Origin of the sequence: Sinorhizobium mexicanum (genome assembly GCF_013488225.1) — a bacterium.
Taxonomy (GTDB): Bacteria; Pseudomonadota; Alphaproteobacteria; order Rhizobiales; family Rhizobiaceae; genus Sinorhizobium; species Sinorhizobium mexicanum.
In genome coordinates this window covers 2,146,165-2,167,313 of record NZ_CP041238.1, presented here as the reverse complement: position 1 = coordinate 2,167,313, position 21,149 = coordinate 2,146,165, and the positions used below count along the sequence as shown (strand labels likewise).

Here is a 21,149-nt window from a genome sequence, read left to right as displayed (position 1 = left end):
CGCTGCGGCGCCCTTTTTCACGCGCTCTTTTCGCTGCGGATGCTTTCGAGCGCCGCCTGGATCGAGGCGCGCATCACGACACGCGGCGGGCGAACGTCATGCTGGCGGAGGGCGCGACGCACCTGCGACCTGGCGCCGGTGATGAAGAAACGCACGCCCGTCCGCTCTGCCTTCCGCAGTGTCCCCTCGATGACATTGGCCGCGGTCGAGTCCATGAAGGGCACTTCCGAGCAATCGAGAATGAAATTCCGACGCTGGTCGGCGATGCGGTCGAGGACCGTGCCGACGGTTGCGGCCGAACCGAAGAAGAAGATGCCCGAGATCCTATAGATGACCGTGTCCGGATCGTCCGCGACGACCGGATGTTCCTTCTCTCCATTCTCCTCTTTCAGGGCCTCCAGTGGTTTTGTTTCTCCGACAGAGATGCTCTTTGCCATGCGGTCGATGAAAAGAACCGCGCCAAGAGCGAAGCCGATCACGATGCCTTCCGTCAGCTCGCGGAAGACGACGATGATGAAGGTCGCCAGAAGCACGACCGCGTCGCCGTAGGAGGATCGCAGCAGCGCCATGAACGCGGGCTTCTCGATCATGTTCCAGGCAACGACGGCGAGCACGCCGGCCAGCGAGGCGAGCGGGATGTAGCTCGCGAGCGGAGCGGCGAGCAGCATGAATAGAAGGAGAAAGATGGAATGCAGCATGCCGGAGACCGGGCTGGTTCCGCCTGCTCGCACATTCGTCGCCGTGCGGGCGATCGTCCCGGTCACGCAGATCCCGCCGAAGAGCGCCGAGCAAAAGTTCGCGATTCCCTGCGCGATCAATTCCATGCTCGAACGGTGGCGGCGCCCGGTCATGCCGTCGGCGACAACGGCCGACAGCAAGGACTCGATTGCACCGAGGAGCGCAAAGGAGACGGCATCCGGAAAGACGGCGGCGGCCTTCTCGAGCGAGAAAGGCGGAAATGTCGGTGAAGGAAGGCCACGCGGAATGCCGCCGAAGCGCGTGCCGATCGTTTCCGCCGGCAATTGCAGGAGAGCGACGAAGGCGGAAGCGGCGGCAACGGCAATCAGCATGCCGGGCCAATGCGGTCGCAGCTTGCGCAGCGCGAGAATGATGCCGATCGTTAGCGCTGCCGTCAGAACTGCTCCCCAGTTGACCGTACCGGCGGCAAGTCCAAGCGTCGCGACTTTCTCGATGATGGGCCCGGGCTCTCGGCCGCTGAGTGTCAGGCCGAAGAGGTCGCGCAATTGGCTGGCGAAGATGATCACCGCGATCCCGGCTGTAAAGCCCACGGTAACCGGGTAGGGGATGAACTTGATGTAGTTGCCAAGCCGCAGGTAACCGGCCGCAACAAGCATGATGCCCGACATCGCCGTAGCCAGCAGCAGGCCGTCGAGGCCGTGCCTCGCACCAGTGGCAGCCACGAGCACGATGAAAGCACCAGCAGGGCCACCGATCTGCACGCGGCTGCCGCCGAGGAGCGAGACCAGAAAACCGCCGACAATCGCGGTGTAGAGCCCGCGATCAGGCGTAACACCCGAGGCAATCGCGATGGCCATGGACAGCGGCAGGGCGACGATAGCAACGGTCAACCCGGCAAAGGCGTCCGCCTTCAGGCGAGCGCTACCATATCCTTCTCTAAAGACGCTTACCGTTTTGGCGACGAGAGAATCGGGCATCGACGAGACTTTCGGGAATCCACTATGGCGGGCAACGCGTGCTGGACACCGTCAGACTATATGAGTCGCTCCGCCGAACAAGCAGTTGCAATCGAGCGCTCGATGTCCGCAGGATTTGTCAATTCCATCTATGCTTTATCGATTTCCAAGCGAAACGCGAAAGGTTCGGCATGAATGAAGAAACGGCATGGGCGGGCTATGAGAGGCGACTTCACCGCGTCTCCGCTTACATCTATGCGCATCTCGACGAGGAACTCGATCTCGATAGGCTGTCGGAAATTGCCTGCATGTCGCCGCACCATTGGCATCGGGTCTATCGTGCAGTCCATGGAGAAACTCTGGCCGCGACGGTGAAGAGACTGCGGTTGCAGCAGGCTGCCGCCGATCTCGTCCAGACCAGTCTTTCAGTCGAAGCAATCGCGCGACGTTCGGGCTACCCGAATGTTCAGTCCTTCAATCGCACTTTCAAGGCCCTCTATCGCCTGCCGCCGGCGCGCTACAGGAATGAAGGGAGCCACAAAGCCTTTGAAACCACTTTGATAGAAGGAAATCCTGATATGTATGACGTCACCTTACGGGAAGTCGACACGCTCGCGCTTGTCGGCGTGGCCCACACTGGCTCCTACATGGCCATCGGCCAGGCCTTCGAGACGCTCTATGGGACGCTATTTTCGCGTAACCTGTTCCGACCGGGCATGGATATGATTGGCATTTATCTGGACGACCCCGAACTCGTAGACACGGACAAGCTCCGTTCATTTGCCTGCGTCACGACACACGGTGAGTTTCCGGTCGAAGCGCCACTGACGCCGCAAAGTATCGAGGGTGGCCACTATGCGGTGCTCCGCCACAAGGGGCCTTACGCCGACATGCCGAAGGCCTATCAGTGGCTCTACGCGACCTGGTTGCCGCAATCTGGTCGGGCAATCCGCGACAGCGTGATGTTCGAGAAGTATCTCAACAATCCACGGGAGGTCGCGCCGACGGAACTCATTACGGAAATCTTTCTTCCGCTGAAATGACTATCCGATTTAAGGATAAGTGCTGCGGCGTCCCTTGCGCGTCTGGTAAGACGCGCGGCGCCGCAGGGGCGGGTCGAAGGACCGAATCTATTCGATGACGCCCCAGTGGCGCAGCCCTTCGAGCACGCCGTCGGCGTACGAATTCCGCGCGAGAAAATGCCGCCGCTCGTGCTCGGCGACCCGGCGCAGTTCGGCAAGCGCATTGGCGACCACCACGCCGCGCACACGCGGTATGTCGAACATTTCGCGGTCGTTGCCGGTGTCGCCGGCCACGACCACCTCGCCGAGATCGACTGTAAGCTCCCGGCAGATCCAGGCGAGCGCGCTGCCCTTGCCGCCGGCGCGCGGCAATATGTCGAGATCCCGGCTGCTGGAATAGATAAGCTTCACGTCCAATCCGGCGGATGCCAGCCGTTGCCCGATGGCAGCGATTTCCGCTTCTCGTGCCTCTGGCAACCACCAACTCGCCTTGTGGGCATGTTGGTCAACGGCCGCTTGCGGCACTGCGCCTTCCACCGTCTCCATGATCGCCGTCACCGCCTTGACGTCGATGGGAGAGCCAAGCTCCGCGGTGAACGCCTGCAACCGTTTCCTTTTACGCCCGTCGGCCATCATCGTACCGACGCCGCCAATCACGTAGTCAGGCGGCGGTAACTGGTCGACATCCACGAGCGCCAATATGTCGTTGATCGGTCGGCCGCTATTGTAGACGAGCAGCGGCCTCTTGCGTCCATCGAGCGCCTGCCAGGCCGAACGAAAGCGGTTCGCAGCTTCATCATCGCCAAGAAGCGTGCCGTCTATATCGAAGGCGACGAGCCTTACCGGCTTTGGTGCCGCTCGGTCCATCCGCTCATGCCCACAGTTGGGGACGTCCATCGGGAAATGATCGAGTGCCGTAAGCGTTCCCCCGCGGCGCGGCTGCCCTCATTCCCGGCTGTTGGTCGACCCTAAAGGACCGATAAAGGCAAGAAACCCGGCGCATGGCCGGGTTCCGAGACGTCCTATCAGGTTGGCCTGCTTACGCTGCCATTGCCTTCTTGAGGTTCTCGTCGATCTTGTCGAGGAAGCCGGTGGTCGAAAGCCACGGCTGGTCGGGACCGATCAGCAGAGCGAGGTCCTTGGTCATGAAGCCGGCTTCGACCGTTTCGACGCAGACGCGCTCGAGCGTGTCGGCGAACTTGGCGAGTTCGGCATTGCCGTCGAGCTTGGCGCGGTGGGCAAGGCCACGGGTCCAGGCGAAGATCGAGGCGATCGAGTTGGTCGAGGTTTCCTCGCCCTTCTGGTGCTGGCGGTAATGGCGGGTCACCGTGCCGTGCGCGGCTTCGGCTTCGACCGTCTTGCCGTCCGGCGTCATCAGCACGGAAGTCATCAGGCCGAGCGAGCCGAAGCCCTGGGCGACGATATCGGACTGGACGTCACCGTCATAGTTCTTGCACGCCCAGACATAACCGCCGGACCATTTGAGGGCCGAAGCCACCATGTCGTCGATCAGGCGATGTTCGTACCAGAGTTTCTCCGCCTTGAACTGCTCAGCGAACTCCTCTTCGAACACCTTCTGGAAGATGTCCTTGAAGCGACCGTCATAGGCTTTCAGGATCGTGTTCTTGGTCGAGAGGTAGACGGGAACCTTGCGCTGGAGGCCGTAGTTGAACGAAGCGCGGGCGAATTCGGTGATCGATTCGTCTAGGTTGTACATGGCCATCGCGACGCCGGCGCCGGGGGCGTCATAGACGTCGTGCTCGATCGTCTGGCCGTCTTCGCCGACGAATTTGATCGAAAGCTTGCCCTTGCCCGGGAACTTGAAGTCCGTCGCGCGATACTGGTCGCCGAAGGCGTGACGGCCGACGATGATCGGCTTGGTCCAGCCGGGAACGAGGCGCGGCACGTTCTTGCAGATGATCGGCTCGCGGAAGATGACGCCGCCCAGGATGTTGCGGATCGTGCCGTTCGGCGACTTCCACATCTTCTTCAGCTTGAACTCCTCGACGCGGGCCTCGTCCGGCGTGATCGTCGCGCACTTGACGCCGACGCCATGCTTCTTGATGGCGTTGGCGGCGTCGACTGTCACCTGGTCTTCGGTCGCGTCGCGGTTCTCGACGCTGAGGTCATAATATTCGAGATCGAGGTCGAGATAGGGATGGATCAGCTTGTCCTTGATGAACTGCCATATGATGCGGGTCATCTCGTCGCCGTCGAGTTCGACAACCGGATTGGCGACCTTGATCTTTGCCATGGATATGCCTCGTAGCTTGCGGAGCATCGCACGCGATGCCCCCCGGGTGGGAGAAATCCAGAGCCCTATAGCACTGTGAACCGGCAAGGCAAAGCATGCTTCGGTGAAACTTTGGATGGAGAAGGAACCGTAGCCTCGGACCGTCCGCACGCAGGACGCGCATCGTTTGGTGAACCCGCGTCGGTCCTTGAAAAGATCGCCCAGGAAGATATGCAGAGGGTGACGGTGGCGTCCGGCATCGCCCCCTACGCGGAAAGGCAGAAGGCGCCTCATGACGTTTCGGCTTCGTTTGCGTGATTGGCTGCTGGCCAACGATCCGGCCTTTTCCCGGCTTCGGCAGGCATCGCGCATCACGTCCACGATCGTCATTTCTGTTTGCCTGCTGATGGCGTTCCACTTCATCGTCGCCGCGTTACCGCCGGCGGCCTACGGCCTTGCCGTTTCCCTGTCGATCGAAGGCGGACTCGCCGTCAGGGATCGCACGCCGCATGAACAGATGATCACGCGCGTCATTGCCGTCCTCGCCAGCGTCGCAATGGTTGCTCTCGCGTCGGCCCTGGAAAGCCACCGCTACCTCTCCGACGTGATCTTCCTGGTGATCATTTTTCTGGCGGTCTACGGACGGGGTTACGGGCCGCGCTGGTTCGCTGTCGGCATGTTCGCCTTCATGTCCTACTTCATCGGCGCCTATCTTCGCCCGACGCCTGACCAGTTGCCGGCGCTCTTCATGGGCGCGGCAATCTCCGCAACCGTCGCACATCTCGTGCGAACCCGCCTTCTTCCCGACAATCGCTACCTTGACCTCATGCGCGCCGCCGCAAGCATTCAACGACGGGTGGATCAGATCCTCGTCGAGCTGGCCGAAACCGCCCGCAGACCGGTTTTCACCGAAATCGACCGTCGCCGCTTGCTGACGCAGGAAGAACGGCTGAAGGAAGCGGTGCTGATGGCCGAGAGCTTCATCCCGACGGAGAACCGGCGGCCGGAGCCGGCGCCCGGCCTCGCCTCCTCGGACCTCGTCATCGATCTGTTCGACATCCATCTCGCCGCCGAGAGCGCCATCGTCCTCAGCTTTCAGGCAATGGCACCGGCAACCCTTGTTGACGCGATGCTGACGCGCGACGCCCTGAAGATCGAAGACGAAGTGCAACGGCTTGACGGCGCAAACTTGAAGCAGATCGAGACGGCCAAGGCCTTGCTTTGGCTTCGTGACGTCCGCCGGTGGCTCCAGCGGAGCCTCGCCGCGCTCGACGAAAGCGACCTGCAGGAACCGACGGCTGCTCACGGCGGCGTGCCTTCGACCAGTCGCTTCCGTTTTTCCTTATCCGATCCCGCGCTGCGGACGGCGATCCAGATAACGCTTGCCACGGGCATCGCCATGCTCTTCGGGCTGATGCTTTCGCGGGACCGCTGGTTCTGGGCGGTTCTGGCGGCGTTTCTCGTTTTCACCAACACGCGCTCGCGCGGCGACACGGCGGTCAAGGCGCTGCAGCGCTCGGCGGGCACGCTGTTCGGTATCGTCGTCGGAATCGCGCTTGGCACAGTGGTCGCCGGCAATTTCTACGTCATCCTGCCGCTCAGCGCCGTTTGCATCTTCCTCGCCTTCTATTTCCTGGCTGTGTCCTACGCGACGATGACATTCTTCGTCTCGATCGTCCTCGCGCTTCTCTACGGCCTGATGGGCGTGTTGACGCCGCACCTACTGCAACTGCGTCTCGAGGAAACGCTCATCGGCTCGGTCGCCGGCGCGGCGGTCGCGTTTCTGGTTTTTCCGACGCGGACGCGGACCACCCTTGATGCGGCAATCAAAGGCTGGTGCGACACTTTGATCGCGCTGCTTGAAGATGCAAAGAAGGGTACAGCGGGTTTGTCGTTGATTGCCCAATCGCAGGCCCTCGATCGCGCATACAGGGATCTGGCGGCGGCGGCGAAGCCGCTCGGCGCCTCCTGGCAGCTCGTCACGCGGCCGGGCCAAGTGCGCCAGACGCTGGCGGTCTTCATGGGCTGCACCTATTGGGCCCGCATCTTCGCCCGCCGAATGCCGGAGGCGGCCGATGGCGACGCGCCTCAATTCGTCGCCGAGATCGAAGAAAACCTGAAGATCGCTAAGCAGGTCCGAGGGAATGGCGCCGCCTACTTCTATGAAACCCGCCGGGTGGGAGCGCCTGTCGAACGCCACTTGCCGATTTCCCGGGACGACGCCCAACTTGGACTTGAGATGATCTCCATATCTCTGCGGCGCCTTCACATTGCTGACGTGTAGTCATCTTGCAGGCTGAAGGCCGGCATGACTTTAATTTCGTGAACAATTGTGCAAGGGAAGCGCCGAACAGAAGGCGAAGGCTTAGGCAATGGCAGGTACGAACAGCGAGCGCGAACTCTTGACGGAAGGTCCGGCGATCATCCTCGCTTACCCCCAACTCGGCGAGAATATCGGCATGGTGGCGCGCGCGATGGCCAATTTCGGGCTGTCGGAACTGCGCCTCGTCAATCCGCGCGACGGTTGGCCGAGTGAAAAGGCGCGCTCCGCCGCAAGCCGCGCCGACCATGTTATCGATGGCGCCAAGCTCTACGGCTCGCTTGAGGAGGCGATCGCGGATTTGAACTTCGTCTACGCTACCACGGCCCGCGACCGTGACGGCTACAAGCCCGTACGCTCGCCGATCGTCGCGGCACGGACACTGCGCCAGCGGTTTAGAGGCGGGGAGGCGATCGGCATCATCTTCGGCCGCGAACGCACGGGCCTCACCAACGAGGAAGTGGCGCTCGCCGACGAGATCGTGACATTCCCGGTCAACCCGGCCTTCGCCTCGCTGAACCTCGCGCAGGCCGTGCTGCTCATGTCGTACGAGTGGATGAAGACCGGCATGGATTCGGAAGAGGAAACGTCGTTCCAGGCGATCGCACAGCGTCCGGCGACCAAGGAACATCTGCAAGGTCTGTTCGATCATCTGGAGGACGCCCTGGAAGCGCGCAATTACTTCCGCTCCGCCGACAAAAAGCCGAAATTGGTCGAAAATCTCCGCGCTGTTCTGACGAGACCATCCTTTACCGAATCCGAAATCCAGGTGCTGCGCGGCGTCATCTCTTCGCTCGACCGGTTTACGCGCGAAAATCCGCGCGGCTCCGGCGCGCCGGCGGGTCGCAGCAGGAAAGTGCAAGGCGGCGGTGACAACGACTGAACTGAAACCCATACTCGTCTTCGACAGCGGGATCGGCGGGTTGACGGTGCTGCGCGAGACGCGCGTGCTGATGCCGGAGCGGCATTTCATCTATGTCGCCGACGATGCGGGTTTTCCCTATGGCGGCTGGGAGGAGGGGGCCTTGAAGGAGCGCGTGATCGCGCTCTTCGGCGAACTGCTCACCGCGCACGACCCGGAAATCTGCATCATCGCCTGCAACACCGCCTTCACGCTCGTCGGTACCGATCTGCGTGCAGCTTACCCGCAGATGACGTTTGTCGGCACGGTGCCGGCGATCAAGCCGGCGGCGGAGCGGACGCGTTCCGGGCTGGTCTCGGTTCTCGCAACACCCGGTACGGTCAAACGCGCCTATACACGCGATCTGATCCAGTCCTTTGCGTCGCAATGCCATGTGCGGCTTGTCGGCTCAGAAAACCTGGCGCGCATGGCGGAGGCGTATATTCGCGGCGAGAAACTCGAGGACGAGACGGTCCTGGCTGAGATCGCCCCATGTTTCGTCGAGAGGGACGGGAAGAAGACTGATATCGTCGTGCTCGCCTGCACGCATTACCCCTTCATGGCGAATGTTTTCCGGCGGCTGGCGCCCTGGCCGGTCGACTGGCTCGATCCGGCAGAGGCGATTGCCCGGCGCGCCCGCTCGCTAGTGCCGCTGCCGAATGGCTTCGAGCCGCTCAACGGCGAGGATCCTGCGATCTTCACCTCCGGCAAACCCGATTTCGCCACGCGCCGGCTGATGCAGGGTTTTGGCCTGACTGTAAGGTAAACAAACTCATATCTGTGGGTTTTGCCCATTGCGCCAAGCAAAGCGCAGGGAACGGTGCTAGACGCTGGTACGTGCCCACGGTTGTCCCGTGGAGCGGATATACATTTCTTGACGAGGTGGGAATGAAAGTCGGCATCGACATGGGAACGACGTCCGAAGGGACTTCGGCCTCGCTCGATATCGAGGAGCTTTTGGCGACGCGCCTTCTGGTGCAGGGCAATTCCGGCTCTGGGAAGTCGCATCTCCTGCGCCGCCTGCTCGAACAGTCCGCCCCTTGGGTGCAACAATGCATCATCGATCCCGAAGGTGACTTCGTCACGCTCGCCGACAAGTTCGGCCATGTGGTCATCGAAGGCGAGCGCACCGATGCGGAGCTGATCGGCATCGCGACGCGCATCCGGCAGCACCGCGTCTCCTGCGTCCTCTCGCTGGAAGGTCTCGACATCGAGCAGCAGATGCGCAGCGCCGGCGTCTTTCTGAATGCGATGTTCGATGCGGATCGCGAATACTGGTACCCCGTCCTGGTCGTTGTCGACGAGGCGCAGATGTTCGCGCCGTCGGTCGGTGGCGATGTCTCGGAGGACGCCCGCAAGGTATCGCTCGGCGCGATGACCAATCTCATGTGCCGCGGCCGCAAGAGGGGGCTCGCCGGCGTCATCGCCACGCAGCGCCTGGCGAAGCTCGCAAAGAATGTCGCGGCCGAGGCCTCGAACTTCCTGATGGGGCGCACCTTTCTCGACATCGATATGCTGCGCGCAGCCGATCTCCTGGGCATGGACCGCCGCACGGCCGAGATGTTCCGCGACCTGAAGCGCGGCTCGTTCGTTGCGCTCGGGCCAGCGCTGTCGCGTCGGCCACTGAGGGTGACGATCGGCTCGGTCGAGACCTCCGCGCGGTCCACCAGCCCGAAGCTGATGCCGCTGCCGGAAGCGCCGCAGGATGTCGAGGACCTGATCTTCACGCCGGATCCGGAAGAATTGACGCGACCTGTCCTGCGCCGGCCGACGCCGCAGCCGCGTCCGGCGACCGACATTCTGGCTGAACTGTCGCGGCCGCGGCCCGAGCCTTTGGCGCCAGTGGAAACCAAACCTGCCCCGCCGGAAATGTCCGCTGAGGAGCGAGACGCGCTGCTCGACAGCCTGTTCGCCGAAATCCTCGCCAATCCGGACGCGGCGTTCCGGCCGGACGCAGAACTCTTCCAGGATTTTCTCGTTCGTTGCCGTATCCGGCGCGTGCCGGGGCCGGCACTCTCGTTAAACGCATTCCGCCGCAAGATGGCCGTCGCCCGGTCCGGCGTCGATGCCGACACGGCTGCGACAGAGACGTGGACATCGGCGCTCCGCCTTGCCGACCGCGTGAGCGACGACTTGCAAGCGGTGTTCCTGATGATGGCGCAGGCCGCTGTGCGCGGCCTGCCGTGTCCTTCGGACGCGATGATCGCGCGCGCTTACGGCACCCATTCCGCCCGCCGCGCACGGCGGCTGCTCGGCTATTTTGAAGAGCATGGCCTCATCGTCGTGCATGCGGATTTTTCCGGCAAGCGTATCGTGGCTTTCCCCGATCTCGGGAGCGAGACCGCGCCCGGCGACGCGAATGGTCCGGGCATCGGCAACGGGGAACGGGCAGCCGCCGAGTAACGACAACCTGCAGCGCCGTGCGTCCTATAAAGACGCGTAAAGGTCGCGCTGCAGTCGCGAAAATCGCTATGTTCCTGTCATATTCCGTTGACAAATCAGCGACCGGTGCGTAAAGACCCGCCCAACGCCGGGCAGCGATGCCCGGTGTTTCATTTGACATGTCCCGTGGTTTCTCCGGCAGCGTGATCGTGAGAGGCCTGTCAGAACTCCCAAAATGGGTTCAGAGGAGGGCGTGTTTCCTTGATCCGGCTTGGCAACAGGCCGGTGTAACCGTTTGAAAGGAAATGCGATGAGCAAGCGCGAATCGTCCAAGTACAAAATTGACCGCCGCATGGGCGAAAACATCTGGGGCCGCCCGAAGTCTCCGGTCAACCGTCGTGAATACGGCCCGGGCCAGCACGGCCAGCGCCGCAAGTCCAAGCTTTCCGACTTCGGCGTGCAGCTGCGCGCCAAGCAGAAGCTGAAGGGCTACTACGGCGACATCCGTGAAAAGCAGTTCCGTGCGATCTTCGCCGAAGCTTCGCGCCGCAAGGGTGACACCCCGGAAAACCTGATCGGTCTGCTCGAATCGCGTCTCGACGCGATCGTCTACCGCGCCAAGTTCGTTCCGACCGTCTTTGCCGCTCGCCAGTTCGTCAATCATGGCCACGTCAAGGTCAACGGCGTCCGCGTCAACATCGGTTCCTACCGTTGCAAGCCGGGCGACGTCATCGAAGTCAAGGAAAAGTCCAAGCAGCTCGTTTCGGTTCTCGAATCCGTACAGCTCGCTGAGCGCGACGTTCCGGACTACATCGATGCCGACCACAACAAGATGGTCGCGACCTACGTCCGCGTTCCGGTTCTCACCGACGTTCCGTACCCGGTCGTCATGGAACCGCACCTGGTCGTCGAATTCTATTCGCGTTAATCCGAGGCTCTGGCCTTGTGAGCGTTCGAAAAACCGCCCGGCGACGGGCGGTTTTTTTGTACGATGTGCCGATCAATCCGTGTCGAGGGATGCCGCATGCCGGAGCAGCAGGCGCCGCAAGATCTGCAGGCGATCATCGATGACATTTATCGCGAACTGACGCCGCGCCTCGGCGAAGGCAAGGTGGCCGACTACATCCCGCAACTCGCGCGCGTCGACTCTCGCCGTTTCGGCATGGCAATCGTGACGACGAGCGGTCAGATCTATCGCGTAGGCGATGCTGAGGTGCCGTTTTCGATCCAGAGCATTTCCAAGGTGTTCACCCTGACCCTCGCGCTCGGCAAGCACGGCGAGAACATCTGGCACCGTGTCGGGCGCGAACCCTCCGGCTCGGCCTTCAATTCGATCGTGCAGCTCGAGCACGAAGGCGGCAAGCCGCGCAATCCCTTCATCAATGCCGGCGCGATCACCATCAGCGACCTCATCCTCGCAGGCCACACGCCGAAGGAGCTGATCGGTGAAATCGTGCAATTCGTCCGCTATCTTGCCGACGACGACAATATCGTCATCGACCACGAGGTAGCGCGCTCGGAGACGGCAACCGGTTTCCGCAATGTCGCTCTTGCCAACTTCATGCGCTCCTATGGCCGGCTCGATCATCCGGCCGAACACGTGCTCGGCGTCTATTTCCATCATTGCGCGCTGGCGATGACCTGCGTGCAGCTCGCCAAGGCCGGCCTGTTCCTGGCAGCCGGCGGCGCCAATCCCCTGACGGGGCATTCGGTCGTCTCGCGTCAACGTGCGCGCCGCATCAATGCCCTGATGCTGACCTGCGGCCACTACGACGGCTCCGGCGATTTCGCCTATCGGGTCGGCCTGCCAGGCAAGAGCGGTGTCGGCGGCGGGATTATGGCGGTCGCCCCGGGCAGGGCTTCCATCGCTGTCTGGTCGCCGGGCCTCAACGAGAACGGCAATTCGCTGCTCGGTTCACTGGCTCTCGAAATGCTCGCAGCGCGCACAGGCTGGTCCGTTTTCGGCCCTTGATCATGCCGTTCCAGACCGTTTCCCCTTGATCTCCAGCGCCGGACAGGGCAAGTGCTGGTTGATGCACCGGGGCGCTGCCGTTGCCGCCCGCCTAATCCGAGACTATCGCCATGGAACTCGCACGATCGTCACAGCACGATGGGATGAACATCATCGTAGATGAGGAAGACGCTGGCCTCGATGCCGACGCCCATCCGCTTTTTGCCCGGATGCCGTCGTCCGTGTCCTTCAACAAGCTTCGCAAGCGGCTGTTGCGGCAAACGCGCCAGGCGCTCGACGATTTCGGCATGCTGAGGGGCGCGAGGCGCTGGCTGGTCGGCCTTTCCGGCGGCAAGGACAGCTACAGCCTGCTGGCCCTGCTGATGGACCTGCAGTGGCGAGGACTACTGCCGGTCGAACTCATCGCCTGCAACCTCGATCAGGGTCAGCCGAACTTCCCGAAGCATATCCTGCCGGAATACCTGACCTCGATTGGCGTCAAGCACCGCATCGAGTACCGCGACACCTATTCCATCGTTAAGGAAAAAGTGCCGACTGGCGCGACCTACTGCTCGCTCTGCTCGCGGCTGAGACGCGGCAACCTCTATCGCATCGCGCGGGAGGAGGGGTGTGATGCCCTGGTCCTCGGTCATCATCGCGAGGACATCCTCGAAACCTTCTTCATGAACCTCTTTCACGGCGGGCGCCTTGCCTCGATGCCGGCCAAGCTTCTCAACGACGAAGGCGATCTCATGGTGTTGAGGCCGCTTGCCTATGCGGCGGAAGACGATCTCGCAAAGTTTGCGGCGGCCATGGAATTTCCGATCATCCCCTGCGATCTCTGCGGTTCGCAGGACGGCCTCGAACGCAATGCGATGAAGGCGATGCTTGCCGACATCGAGCGGCGCATGCCCGGCCGCAAGGACACGATGTTGCGCGCGCTTGGCCATGTGAACCCGTCGCACTTGCTTGATCTAAAACTTTTCGATTTCCAATCCCTTGCTCCGGAGCCCAAAGAATGAGCCATTCCGTCGACATCGCCGCGCTTGCCAACCTTCTGCAGGAGGCGGCGGTCAAGGAAATCCTGCCGCGTTTCCGCAATCTTGGCTCGGGCGATGTGCGGATGAAGTCGGAGGCGATCGATCTCGTCACCGAGGGCGACGAAGCCGCGGAAAGGCTCATCAAGGCCAGGATCGACACGATCGCGCCCGGCGCCGTCTTCATCGGCGAGGAATCGGTCGCCGCTGACCCGGCGCTTCTCGACAAGCTCGCCGGTGCCAATTTGGCGGTCGTTGTCGATCCGATCGACGGCACCTTCAATTTCGCGGCTGGCCTGCCGCTCTTTGGCGTGATGGCAAGCGTGGTCGCCAAGGGCGAGACCGTCGCCGGGATCATCTACGATCCGCTCGGCAACGATTGGGTCATTGCCGAGAAGGGGGCGGGCGCCTGGCTCTGCCGGCCAGACGGATCGCAAGAGAAACTGGCAGTGACCGCTGGCGTGCCGCTCGAGGCCATGGTCGGCGGCGCTTCGACCGGTTTCTACAAGGAAGACGACCGCCGGATCGTCATGGGCAATCTGGCCAAGGTCAGGATCGCTACCAGCTATCGCTGCGCCGCCCATGAATATCGGATCTTTGCCGGCGGCCATCTGCATTTCCTGATGTACCAGAAGCTGATGCCGTGGGACCACTTGGCCGGCACGCTGATCGCCGAAGAGGCGGGCGCCTATGCAGCGCGCTTCGATGGCTCGCGCTATCTGCCCGCCCACACGAACGGCGGCCTGCTTCTGGCAACCGACAAGGAAAGCTGGGACGTGTTGCGTCGCGAGGTTTTCACCGTCTGAGCAGGATTCGCAGGTTTCTCAAAAGAAAAGGCCCGCCCGGACGCTCCGGGTGGGCCTCTTCGTTTACATGTTGCCGCCGCCGTGGTCGTGCCCCACGTCCTTGTCACCCGGATGCGTGAAGAGCTTGCCGTTCTCCGCCCAGAGCGTAGCGAGAATGGTGAGTAGGCCGAACAGCGCGAACCCACCGAACAACGGCTGCAGCGTGCCGTTGAAGAGCTGGCCAACGCCGGCGCCGAGTAGTGTCCCGCCCGTGGTCGACACGAAGCCGGTAATCGCGGTCGCCGTCCCTGCGAGATGCCCCATCGGCTCAAGACTGATGGCTGTGAAGTTCGTCGCGATGGCGGCGAAGAACATCAGCAGTATCGAAAACAGCAGATAGCTGATGGCGAAGGCGGGCGTGCCGGCGAGCGACAGCACGAAACCGATCGACGCCAGCGACGTGAAGAGGATCATCGCTGCATGTGAGATGCGGCGCATCCCGAAGCTGCGGACGAAGAAGCCGTTGGCGAAATTGGCAACTGCAATGCCGCCCGCGGTCCCTGCAAAGGCGATCGGCAGCCAGTCGCCAAGACCGTAGACCTCTCCGAAGACCTGCTGAACGCTGACGACATAGGCACAGATCACGGCGGAAAAGAGCGTAAGCCCGATCATATAGCCGCAGGTTATGCGGTTCGTCAGTACCGTGCGGAATCCGGAGAGGACGGCGCCGACCGAAAGCGGCAGACGCTCCTCTGGCGGCAGGGACTCCTTCATCCGGGTAAGCGCCCAGATGAAGAGCACTGCGCCGATGCCGCCTATCAGGATGAAGATCCAGTGCCAGGTTGCGGAGACGACCACAAGCTGGCCGAGGGACGGAGCGACGATCGGAATGATCATGAAGACGATCATCACGTAAGACATGACTCGTGCCATCTCGCGGCCACCGAAACAATCGCGCACGATTGCCATCGTCGTGATGCGGATGGCGGCTGCACCGATCCCTTGGACGAAACGCATCACAAGCAGCGCTTCGAAACTCGTGGCCTGTGACGCGGTGAATGAGGTGAGCGTGAAGAACGCAAGGCCGCCGAGCAGCACGATGCGCCGCCCGAAGGCGTCGGAGAGGCTGCCGAAGAAGATCTGCGAGAGGCCGAATCCGAGCAGGAAGATGCCGATGACGAGCTGCGCGTCGTTCGGATTTGCAACATCGAACGATTGACCAATGCTCTGAAGGGCGGGCAGCATGCTGTCGATCGCAAGCGCCACGCTGGCGGTCATGAGCGCGATCGTCACGATGAACTCGGCGAGCCCCATATGGATGCGTGCCGCGCCCGAAACCCCGTCGACGTGCTCGGCGTGCTTGGAAATGGAAGATCGTTCTGAGACGGAGGACATTGTCGAATAACCGTAATCTGAGCTTGGGAGGAAAGATCGGCGCGTCAGCCATGGAGGCGGGTGACGCCCCCATGCCGCGTTTCGGGTTAACCGGCCGGATGGTGTGGTTTGAAGAGCCGACCACCCTCCGCGATCAGCACGAAGGCGAGGGCGAAAATGGCGACGGTGAAGCATCCGACTGCAAGGGGCGTCACGGTATCGTCGAAGGCCTGGCCGATGAACGCGCCAATCACCCCGCCGCCGATCGTCTGGGTGAAGCCCAGCACGGACGACGCGGTTCCGGCCACATGACCGAGCGGTTCCATCGCCATCGCGTTGAAGTTCGCGGCGATCAGGCCGAACTGGAACATCACACCCGCGTAGAGGATCATGAAGAGCGCCAGCGGCATCGGCCCGATCAGCGAAAGGGACATCAGGACGAAGCTCGCCAGCGTGAAACCGATAAGCGCCGCATGTGAGAGCGCCCGCATGCCGAACCGCTGGACAAGCCGCGAGTTGGTAAAGGAGGCGACCGCCATCATCCCGGCGAAGGCTGCGAAGACGGCGGGAAACCAGATACCGAGCCCGTAGATGCCAACGAGAATTTGTTGCGCCGAATTGACGAAGCCGAAAAGGGCTCCAAGCAACACGGACGTCGCCAGCGTGTAGCAAAGAGCGAGCCGGTTCGTCAGCACGACACGGAAACCGTTCAGTATCGCCGAAGCGGTGAAAGGGCGCCGGTTGGCCGGAGCCAATGTCTCGCGGAGACGCAAGACCACCGGCGCCGCAACGGCCACGGCGAAGAGCGCAATGACGACGAAGATCATGTGCCACTCCGCAAAAATCATGATCAATTGCCCAACGCTCGGCGCAATTACCGGAACGATCATGAACACCATCATCACGAGGGACATGATCTCTGCCATCTGTCGACCGCCGTAAACATCCCGCACGACCGAAACCGTGATCACGCGGGTCGCCGCAGCGCCGACGCCCTGCGCAAAACGCAAGGCGAGCAGCGCGCTGAACGTCGGCACGAATGCGATCGCAAGCGCACAGAGGCCGTAGATTGCAAGACCGGCCAACAGCGGCGCCTTACGCCCAAGCCGATCGGAAAGCGGGCCAAAGAACAGCTGCGCGAAGCCCATGCCAATCAGATAGGCCGTGATGACATATTGCCGACGGTTCTCGTCGGCAACGCCGAGGCTGGCGCCGATCTCCTGCAGCCCCGGCAGCATGATGTCGATTGAGATCGCGTTGATCGACATCAGCATCGCCATCAGCGCGATGAACTGGAACTTCGTCAGTCCCGAGAGGGTGGCGGTCTGATCAATGGGCCTCGTCATGTCATTTGTCCTGCTGATGGCCGGGGCATGGCAATCGGGTCTTGAAACTATTTGCTCCCCGAGTGCGGGGAGGGCTGCAACGCGTTGAATTTCCGCATCTGAAGCCGGCCGCGCCCGGCCCGAACGATACGGTCGGAGGTCCCGAACAGACTGGCGCCCGGCGAATGCCGATCGCCACGTCAGGTGTGGAGGTAGGACGCGCTCACTCGTCAGAACCGGCGGCGAGCGGAGGTCCGGGCAAAGCGGTATCCGCTTTCTTATGCCCTTGAATAAAAAGGTGCCCTCGCGGGCAGCTTATACCAGGCTATCGAGAAGGCTCCCCCGCAACCGGAAATTGCCAGTCACTCAAGAAGCACATTAGAAATTAGACAGTCGAAATATAGCTTCAGAATCAAAAAAGGCGGTCGCCCGCCTTTCCCGATATTTGGAAAGATTCCTTCCGGGTCAGGCGGCACCCTTCACCGAAATACCCTGTCCCTGAAGATGCGACTGCAATTCACCGGCCTGGAACATCTCGCGGACGATGTCGCAGCCGCCGACAAATTCGCCCTTCACATAAAGCTGCGGAATAGTCGGCCAATTGGAATAGTCCTTGATGCCCTGGCGAAGATCCGCATCGGCAAGCACATTGATGCCCTTGTAGTCGACGCCGATATAATCGAGGATCTGGACAACCTGGCCGGAGAAGCCACACTGCGGAAACTGCGGCGTGCCCTTCATGAAGAGAACGACGTCGTTCGTCTTGACTTCGTTGTCGATGAAATCGTGAATTCCGCTCATTTTGTCTTCCTTCCTGCGCCGGCTTCAAGGACCGGATGTCGATTGGGGCTTAGATAGCATGCGTGCGTGTGATTTTCACCACCCAATCGCAACAAATATTGATGGTCCTCAAAATGCGGCTTTGATACCACTCGCTACGAGGAGCGGCGGCGCAGCTTGCTCCTCGCGGCGGCCGTGCGGCGACGGCTCACCTGTTTCTTCGCTGGTTTGCGGACCGCAGCTTCGATGATCTCGGCGAGCAGACCGCCGCCCGCACTGGCCTTCCTGGTCCGGCGCCTCGTCCGCTTCGTCGCGGTACGCCTCGTGCCGGTCTTCTTCAGGATCTCCTTCAGCGCACTGTCAACGACACCGCTGACGAGTTCCTTGATCAGATCCGCCATTTAAACTCACTCCGGCGCGCTGGTCTGGAGGGCGAGCGCGTGAAGCACGCCACCCATATTGCCCTTCAATGCGTTGTAGACCATCTGGTGCTGCTGCACGCGAGTCTTGCCGCGAAACGCTTCGGCCACGACTTCGGCGGCATAGTGGTCGCCGTCACCGGCCAAATCGCGGATCGTGACCTTTGCACCGGGGATTCCGGCCTTGATCAAGTCTTCGATGTCGCCTGGTGTCATGGGCATGATACGCCAACTCCCTTTTTATTCTGCACCGCTGCCGGCGCCTTTCATCGCTTCAGGGAACCACGATTCAGGTGCGGAAAGCAAATGCTGAATTGCTTGCACACAGAACCCTGCGCGGTCTGCAAATATGCAGAAGCCGGCCGCGGCAATGCCGCCGCAGGGTGCCGGACAAAGAGAAAGACAAAGGCCGCGTTCCAGGGCCTCAGGCGGCGGGCCACCGCCGTTTGATTGACGTTGAGACGCGTGCTGCGGCGACCGTGGAGCCCCCGCGCACACCGGCGAGGAGATGTTTCAGATCGCTCCAATCGAACATGGCGCGTCCGGAAATTCTTCCCGCCTTGGACAGGCCCTCAGTTCTCGGGCGCCATTTCACCGGCCATGAACTCGGGGAACCAAGCTTCATGGGCGGTGCGCAATTCGCCGATGGAAACTGCCTTCGCGTCGCCGAGCTTGACCGCAGTGCCGCCTGTCCTGCCGATGACAGGCAAGGAAACGCCAGCGGCATTTGCCCGCGCCGCGACCGCCTCGGCGTTGCCGGCAGCGACGGTCAGCACGTAGCGGCCCTGGTCCTCGCCGTAGAACACCGGGATGGGATCGCGTCCCGTGGATGCCTCGACCGTCGCGCCGACGCCCGAGGCGATCGCCATTTCCGCCACGGCAAGCGCCAGGCCGCCCGAGGAGCAGTCATGCACGGCCGTAACCAATCCGTCCTCGATCAGGCTGCGGACGAAATCGCCCACCTTGCGTTCATGCGTGAGATCGACATGCGGCGCCGGACCGTCGGTGCGGCCATGGATGTCGCGCATGTAGACCGATTGGGCGATATGGGTACCCCAGCCTTCCGGCGCACCGGCGAGCAGGATGATCTCGTCCGCCGCGGCAAAGCCGATGCGCGCCATCTTCGACCAGTCCTTGATGAGACCGACGCCGCCGATCGTCGGGGTCGGAAGGATCGCCTGGCGGTTGGTCTCGTTGTAGAGCGACACGTTGCCCGAAACGATCGGGAAATCGAGCGCGCGGCAGGCTTCGCCGATGCCTTTGATTGCATGGACGAACTGGCTCATGATTTCCGGCCGCTCGGGGTTGCCGAAATTGAGGTTGTCGGTAGCGGCGAGCGGCAGCGCGCCGGTTGCCGTGAGGTTGCGCCAGCACTCGGCGACGGCCTGCTTGCCGCCCTCGAACGGATCCGCCTCGACATAACGCGGCGTGACGTCGGAGGAGAAAGCGAGCGCCTTCGTCTCATGGCCTTCGACGCGGACAACGCCGGCGTCGCCACCCGGGCGCTGCAGCGAATTGCCCTGGATCAGCGTGTCATATTGCTCGTAAACCCAGCGGCGCGACGAATTGTTGGCAGAGCCGACAAGCTTGAGAAGCGCTTCGGCGACGTCCGCCTGCGGAATGTCGTTGGTGGCGAGCGGCGAGGCGGTCGTTGCCGGCGTCCACGGACGATCGTATTCCGGCGCCTGGTCGCCGAGTTCCTTGATCGGAAGATTTGCCACTTCCTCGCCCTGATGCAGGATGCGGAAGCGCAGGTCGTCCGTGGTCTTGCCGACGATTGCGAAATCGAGGCCCCACTTGACGAAGATCGCCTTGGCTTCTTCTTCCTTTTCGGGGCGCAGCACCATCAGCATGCGCTCCTGGCTTTCCGAAAGCATCATCTCGTAGGCCGTCATGCGCTCCTCGCGCACAGGCACCTTGTCGAGTTCGAGTTCGATGCCGAGGTCTCCCTTGGCGCCCATCTCGACCGCCGAGCAGGTAAGGCCTGCCGCGCCCATGTCCTGGATCGCGATCACGGCGCCCGTCTGCATCAGTTCGAGACAGGCTTCGAGCAGGCATTTTTCGGTAAAGGGATCGCCGACCTGCACGGTCGGGCGTTTCTCCTCGATCGACTCGTCGAATTCGGCCGACGCCATGGTCGCGCCGCCGACGCCGTCTCGGCCGGTCTTGGCGCCGAGATAAACAACGGGCAGGCCGACGCCTTCCGCCTTCGAATAGAAGATCGCATCGCTCTTCGCGAGACCGGCGGCGAAGGCGTTGACGAGAATGTTGCCATTGTAACGCGCGTCGAATTCAACCTCGCCGCCGACGGTCGGGACGCCGAAGGAGTTGCCGTAGCCGCCAACACCGGCCACAACGCCGGACACCAGATGGCGGGTCTTGGGGTGATCCGGCGAGCCGAAGCGCAGCGCGTTCATTGCTGCGATCGGACGTGCGCCCATGGTGAAGACGTCGCGCAGGATGCCGCCGACGCCGGTCGCAGCCCCCTGGTAGGGTTCGATATAGGAGGGGTGGTTATGGCTCTCCATCTTGAAGACAACACAGTCGCCATCATCGATGTCGACAACGCCGGCGTTTTCGCCCGGTCCTTGAATGACGCGCGGCCCCTTGGTCGGAAGTGTCCGCAGCCACTTCTTCGAAGACTTGTAGGAGCAGTGCTCGTTCCACATCGCCGAGAAAATGCCGAGTTCGGTGAAGGTCGGCTCGCGCCCGATCAGGCTCAGGATGCGCTCGTATTCATCGGGCTTCAGCCCGTGCGAGGCGATAAGATCCGGGGTGATGGGGCGGGTGTTGGAAATCGTCATCGTCGACCGTCAATCCTTCGGGCGGCGCGCAACCCTTCCATTAGGGATACGGCGCGTGCGAACCGCAACAGACACAACTGCTACAGCGACCTTTGCGCGTCTGATAAGGACGCGCGGCACTGCAGGGGGCGCTTTGCGGCTTCTTTAGCCTATGCTGCGGC

At 62.1% G+C, this 21,149-nt stretch carries 18 protein-coding genes; 9 read left to right on the top strand and 9 right to left on the bottom strand.

All coding sequences use genetic code 11. The features are described 5' to 3' along the window. Window positions 1-17 precede the first annotated feature (17 nt). Window positions 18-1,676, bottom strand: coding sequence for a SulP family inorganic anion transporter (locus FKV68_RS10230; protein ID WP_180937743.1), 1,659 nt, complete (start codon window positions 1,674-1,676; stop codon window positions 18-20). A 170-nt stretch (window positions 1,677-1,846) separates the two neighbouring features. Here FKV68_RS10230 and FKV68_RS10225 point away from each other — a divergent pair, with 170 nt between their 5' ends. Then, window positions 1,847-2,698 (top strand): AraC family transcriptional regulator, encoded by an 852-nt coding sequence (locus FKV68_RS10225; RefSeq protein WP_180937742.1) that lies wholly within the window; start codon window positions 1,847-1,849, stop codon window positions 2,696-2,698. 87 nt (window positions 2,699-2,785) lie between these two features. On the opposite strand, the gene FKV68_RS10220 is transcribed toward FKV68_RS10225, so the two are convergent. Both FKV68_RS10220 and FKV68_RS10215 read right to left on the bottom strand, forming a co-directional pair. Then, the gene (locus FKV68_RS10220; protein ID WP_245181183.1) at window positions 2,786-3,544 is read right to left on the bottom strand and encodes an HAD-IIB family hydrolase; all 759 of its coding nucleotides are present in this window, start codon (window positions 3,542-3,544) and stop codon (window positions 2,786-2,788) included. Window positions 3,545-3,716: 172 nt separating this feature from the next. After that, the gene (locus tag FKV68_RS10215) at window positions 3,717-4,931 is read right to left on the bottom strand and encodes an NADP-dependent isocitrate dehydrogenase (RefSeq protein WP_180937740.1); all 1,215 of its coding nucleotides are present in this window, start codon (window positions 4,929-4,931) and stop codon (window positions 3,717-3,719) included. A 271-nt stretch (window positions 4,932-5,202) separates the two neighbouring features. On the opposite strand from FKV68_RS10215, the gene FKV68_RS10210 reads away from it, so the two are divergent. The 8 genes from FKV68_RS10210 (at window position 5,203) to FKV68_RS10175 (ending at window position 14,307) form a co-directional block, all read left to right on the top strand. Next, on the top strand, window positions 5,203-7,194 hold the full coding sequence (locus FKV68_RS10210) for an FUSC family protein (RefSeq protein ID WP_180937739.1): 1,992 nt from the start codon (window positions 5,203-5,205) through the stop codon (window positions 7,192-7,194). An 88-nt stretch (window positions 7,195-7,282) separates the two neighbouring features. Next, a complete protein-coding gene (locus FKV68_RS10205) occupies window positions 7,283-8,113 on the top strand; it encodes an RNA methyltransferase (protein WP_180937738.1) in 831 nt (276 codons plus the stop codon). Further along, complete coding sequence (gene murI / locus FKV68_RS10200) at window positions 8,100-8,897, top strand: glutamate racemase (protein ID WP_180937737.1); 798 nt, start codon at window positions 8,100-8,102, stop codon at window positions 8,895-8,897. Before FKV68_RS10205 ends, murI begins: the two co-directional genes overlap by 14 nt. 122 nt (window positions 8,898-9,019) lie before the next feature. After that, window positions 9,020-10,534, top strand: coding sequence for a helicase HerA domain-containing protein (locus tag FKV68_RS10195; protein WP_180941358.1), 1,515 nt, complete (start codon window positions 9,020-9,022; stop codon window positions 10,532-10,534). Window positions 10,535-10,823: 289 nt separating this feature from the next. Then, a complete protein-coding gene (rpsD, locus tag FKV68_RS10190) occupies window positions 10,824-11,441 on the top strand; it encodes a 30S ribosomal protein S4 (RefSeq protein ID WP_173513251.1) in 618 nt (205 codons plus the stop codon). A gap of 96 nt (window positions 11,442-11,537) precedes the next feature. Further along, a complete protein-coding gene (locus FKV68_RS10185) occupies window positions 11,538-12,485 on the top strand; it encodes a glutaminase (RefSeq protein WP_180941357.1) in 948 nt (315 codons plus the stop codon). Window positions 12,486-12,595: 110 nt separating this feature from the next. Beyond that, window positions 12,596-13,486: a tRNA 2-thiocytidine(32) synthetase TtcA gene (ttcA, locus tag FKV68_RS10180; RefSeq protein ID WP_180941356.1), complete on the top strand. Its 891-nt coding sequence runs from the start codon at window positions 12,596-12,598 to the stop codon at window positions 13,484-13,486. After that, window positions 13,483-14,307, top strand: a complete 825-nt coding sequence (locus tag FKV68_RS10175; protein WP_180941355.1) for an inositol monophosphatase family protein — start codon at window positions 13,483-13,485, stop codon at window positions 14,305-14,307. Before ttcA ends, FKV68_RS10175 begins: the two co-directional genes overlap by 4 nt. Window positions 14,308-14,370: 63 nt before the next feature. On the opposite strand, the gene FKV68_RS10170 is transcribed toward FKV68_RS10175, so the two are convergent. From FKV68_RS10170 to purL, 6 genes are all read right to left on the bottom strand, one after another. Next, window positions 14,371-15,681 carry a multidrug effflux MFS transporter gene (locus FKV68_RS10170; protein ID WP_180941354.1) on the bottom strand — a complete coding sequence of 437 codons (1,311 nt, stop codon included), beginning with the start codon at window positions 15,679-15,681 and terminating at the stop codon, window positions 14,371-14,373. A gap of 86 nt (window positions 15,682-15,767) precedes the next feature. Continuing rightward, window positions 15,768-17,006 carry a multidrug effflux MFS transporter gene (locus FKV68_RS10165; RefSeq protein WP_180941353.1) on the bottom strand — a complete coding sequence of 413 codons (1,239 nt, stop codon included), beginning with the start codon at window positions 17,004-17,006 and terminating at the stop codon, window positions 15,768-15,770. Between the two features lie 444 nt (window positions 17,007-17,450). Beyond that, window positions 17,451-17,786 (bottom strand): Grx4 family monothiol glutaredoxin, encoded by a 336-nt coding sequence (gene grxD / locus FKV68_RS10160; RefSeq protein ID WP_153440927.1) that lies wholly within the window; start codon window positions 17,784-17,786, stop codon window positions 17,451-17,453. A 134-nt stretch (window positions 17,787-17,920) separates the two neighbouring features. After that, a complete protein-coding gene (locus FKV68_RS10155) occupies window positions 17,921-18,166 on the bottom strand; it encodes a hypothetical protein (RefSeq protein ID WP_180941352.1) in 246 nt (81 codons plus the stop codon). 6 nt (window positions 18,167-18,172) lie between these two features. Then, window positions 18,173-18,406: a BolA family protein gene (locus FKV68_RS10150; protein ID WP_180941351.1), complete on the bottom strand. Its 234-nt coding sequence runs from the start codon at window positions 18,404-18,406 to the stop codon at window positions 18,173-18,175. 350 nt (window positions 18,407-18,756) lie between these two features. Further along, on the bottom strand, window positions 18,757-20,988 hold the full coding sequence (purL, locus tag FKV68_RS10145) for a phosphoribosylformylglycinamidine synthase subunit PurL (RefSeq protein WP_180941350.1): 2,232 nt from the start codon (window positions 20,986-20,988) through the stop codon (window positions 18,757-18,759). Window positions 20,989-21,149: the final 161 nt, after the last annotated feature.

Excerpts from the sequence above, each read along its gene's own strand:
- FKV68_RS10230 (WP_180937743.1), bottom strand. The coding sequence starts at position 1,676 with ATGCCCGATTCTCTCGTCGCCAAAACGGTAAGCGTCTTTAGAGAAGGA.
- FKV68_RS10225 (WP_180937742.1), top strand. The coding sequence starts at position 1,847 with ATGAATGAAGAAACGGCATGGGCGGGCTATGAGAGGCGACTTCACCGC.
- FKV68_RS10220 (WP_245181183.1), bottom strand. The coding sequence starts at position 3,544 with ATGGACCGAGCGGCACCAAAGCCGGTAAGGCTCGTCGCCTTCGATATA.
- FKV68_RS10215 (WP_180937740.1), bottom strand. The coding sequence starts at position 4,931 with ATGGCAAAGATCAAGGTCGCCAATCCGGTTGTCGAACTCGACGGCGAC.
- FKV68_RS10210 (WP_180937739.1), top strand. The coding sequence starts at position 5,203 with ATGACGTTTCGGCTTCGTTTGCGTGATTGGCTGCTGGCCAACGATCCG.
- FKV68_RS10205 (WP_180937738.1), top strand. The coding sequence starts at position 7,283 with ATGGCAGGTACGAACAGCGAGCGCGAACTCTTGACGGAAGGTCCGGCG.
- FKV68_RS10195 (WP_180941358.1), top strand. The coding sequence starts at position 9,020 with ATGAAAGTCGGCATCGACATGGGAACGACGTCCGAAGGGACTTCGGCC.
- rpsD (WP_173513251.1), top strand. The coding sequence starts at position 10,824 with ATGAGCAAGCGCGAATCGTCCAAGTACAAAATTGACCGCCGCATGGGC.
- FKV68_RS10185 (WP_180941357.1), top strand. The coding sequence starts at position 11,538 with ATGCCGGAGCAGCAGGCGCCGCAAGATCTGCAGGCGATCATCGATGAC.
- ttcA (WP_180941356.1), top strand. The coding sequence starts at position 12,596 with ATGGAACTCGCACGATCGTCACAGCACGATGGGATGAACATCATCGTA.
- FKV68_RS10175 (WP_180941355.1), top strand. The coding sequence starts at position 13,483 with ATGAGCCATTCCGTCGACATCGCCGCGCTTGCCAACCTTCTGCAGGAG.
- FKV68_RS10170 (WP_180941354.1), bottom strand. The coding sequence starts at position 15,681 with ATGTCCTCCGTCTCAGAACGATCTTCCATTTCCAAGCACGCCGAGCAC.
- FKV68_RS10165 (WP_180941353.1), bottom strand. The coding sequence starts at position 17,006 with ATGACGAGGCCCATTGATCAGACCGCCACCCTCTCGGGACTGACGAAG.
- grxD (WP_153440927.1), bottom strand. The coding sequence starts at position 17,786 with ATGAGCGGAATTCACGATTTCATCGACAACGAAGTCAAGACGAACGAC.
- FKV68_RS10155 (WP_180941352.1), bottom strand. The coding sequence starts at position 18,166 with ATGGCGGATCTGATCAAGGAACTCGTCAGCGGTGTCGTTGACAGTGCG.
- FKV68_RS10150 (WP_180941351.1), bottom strand. The coding sequence starts at position 18,406 with ATGCCCATGACACCAGGCGACATCGAAGACTTGATCAAGGCCGGAATC.
- purL (WP_180941350.1), bottom strand. The coding sequence starts at position 20,988 with ATGACGATTTCCAACACCCGCCCCATCACCCCGGATCTTATCGCCTCG.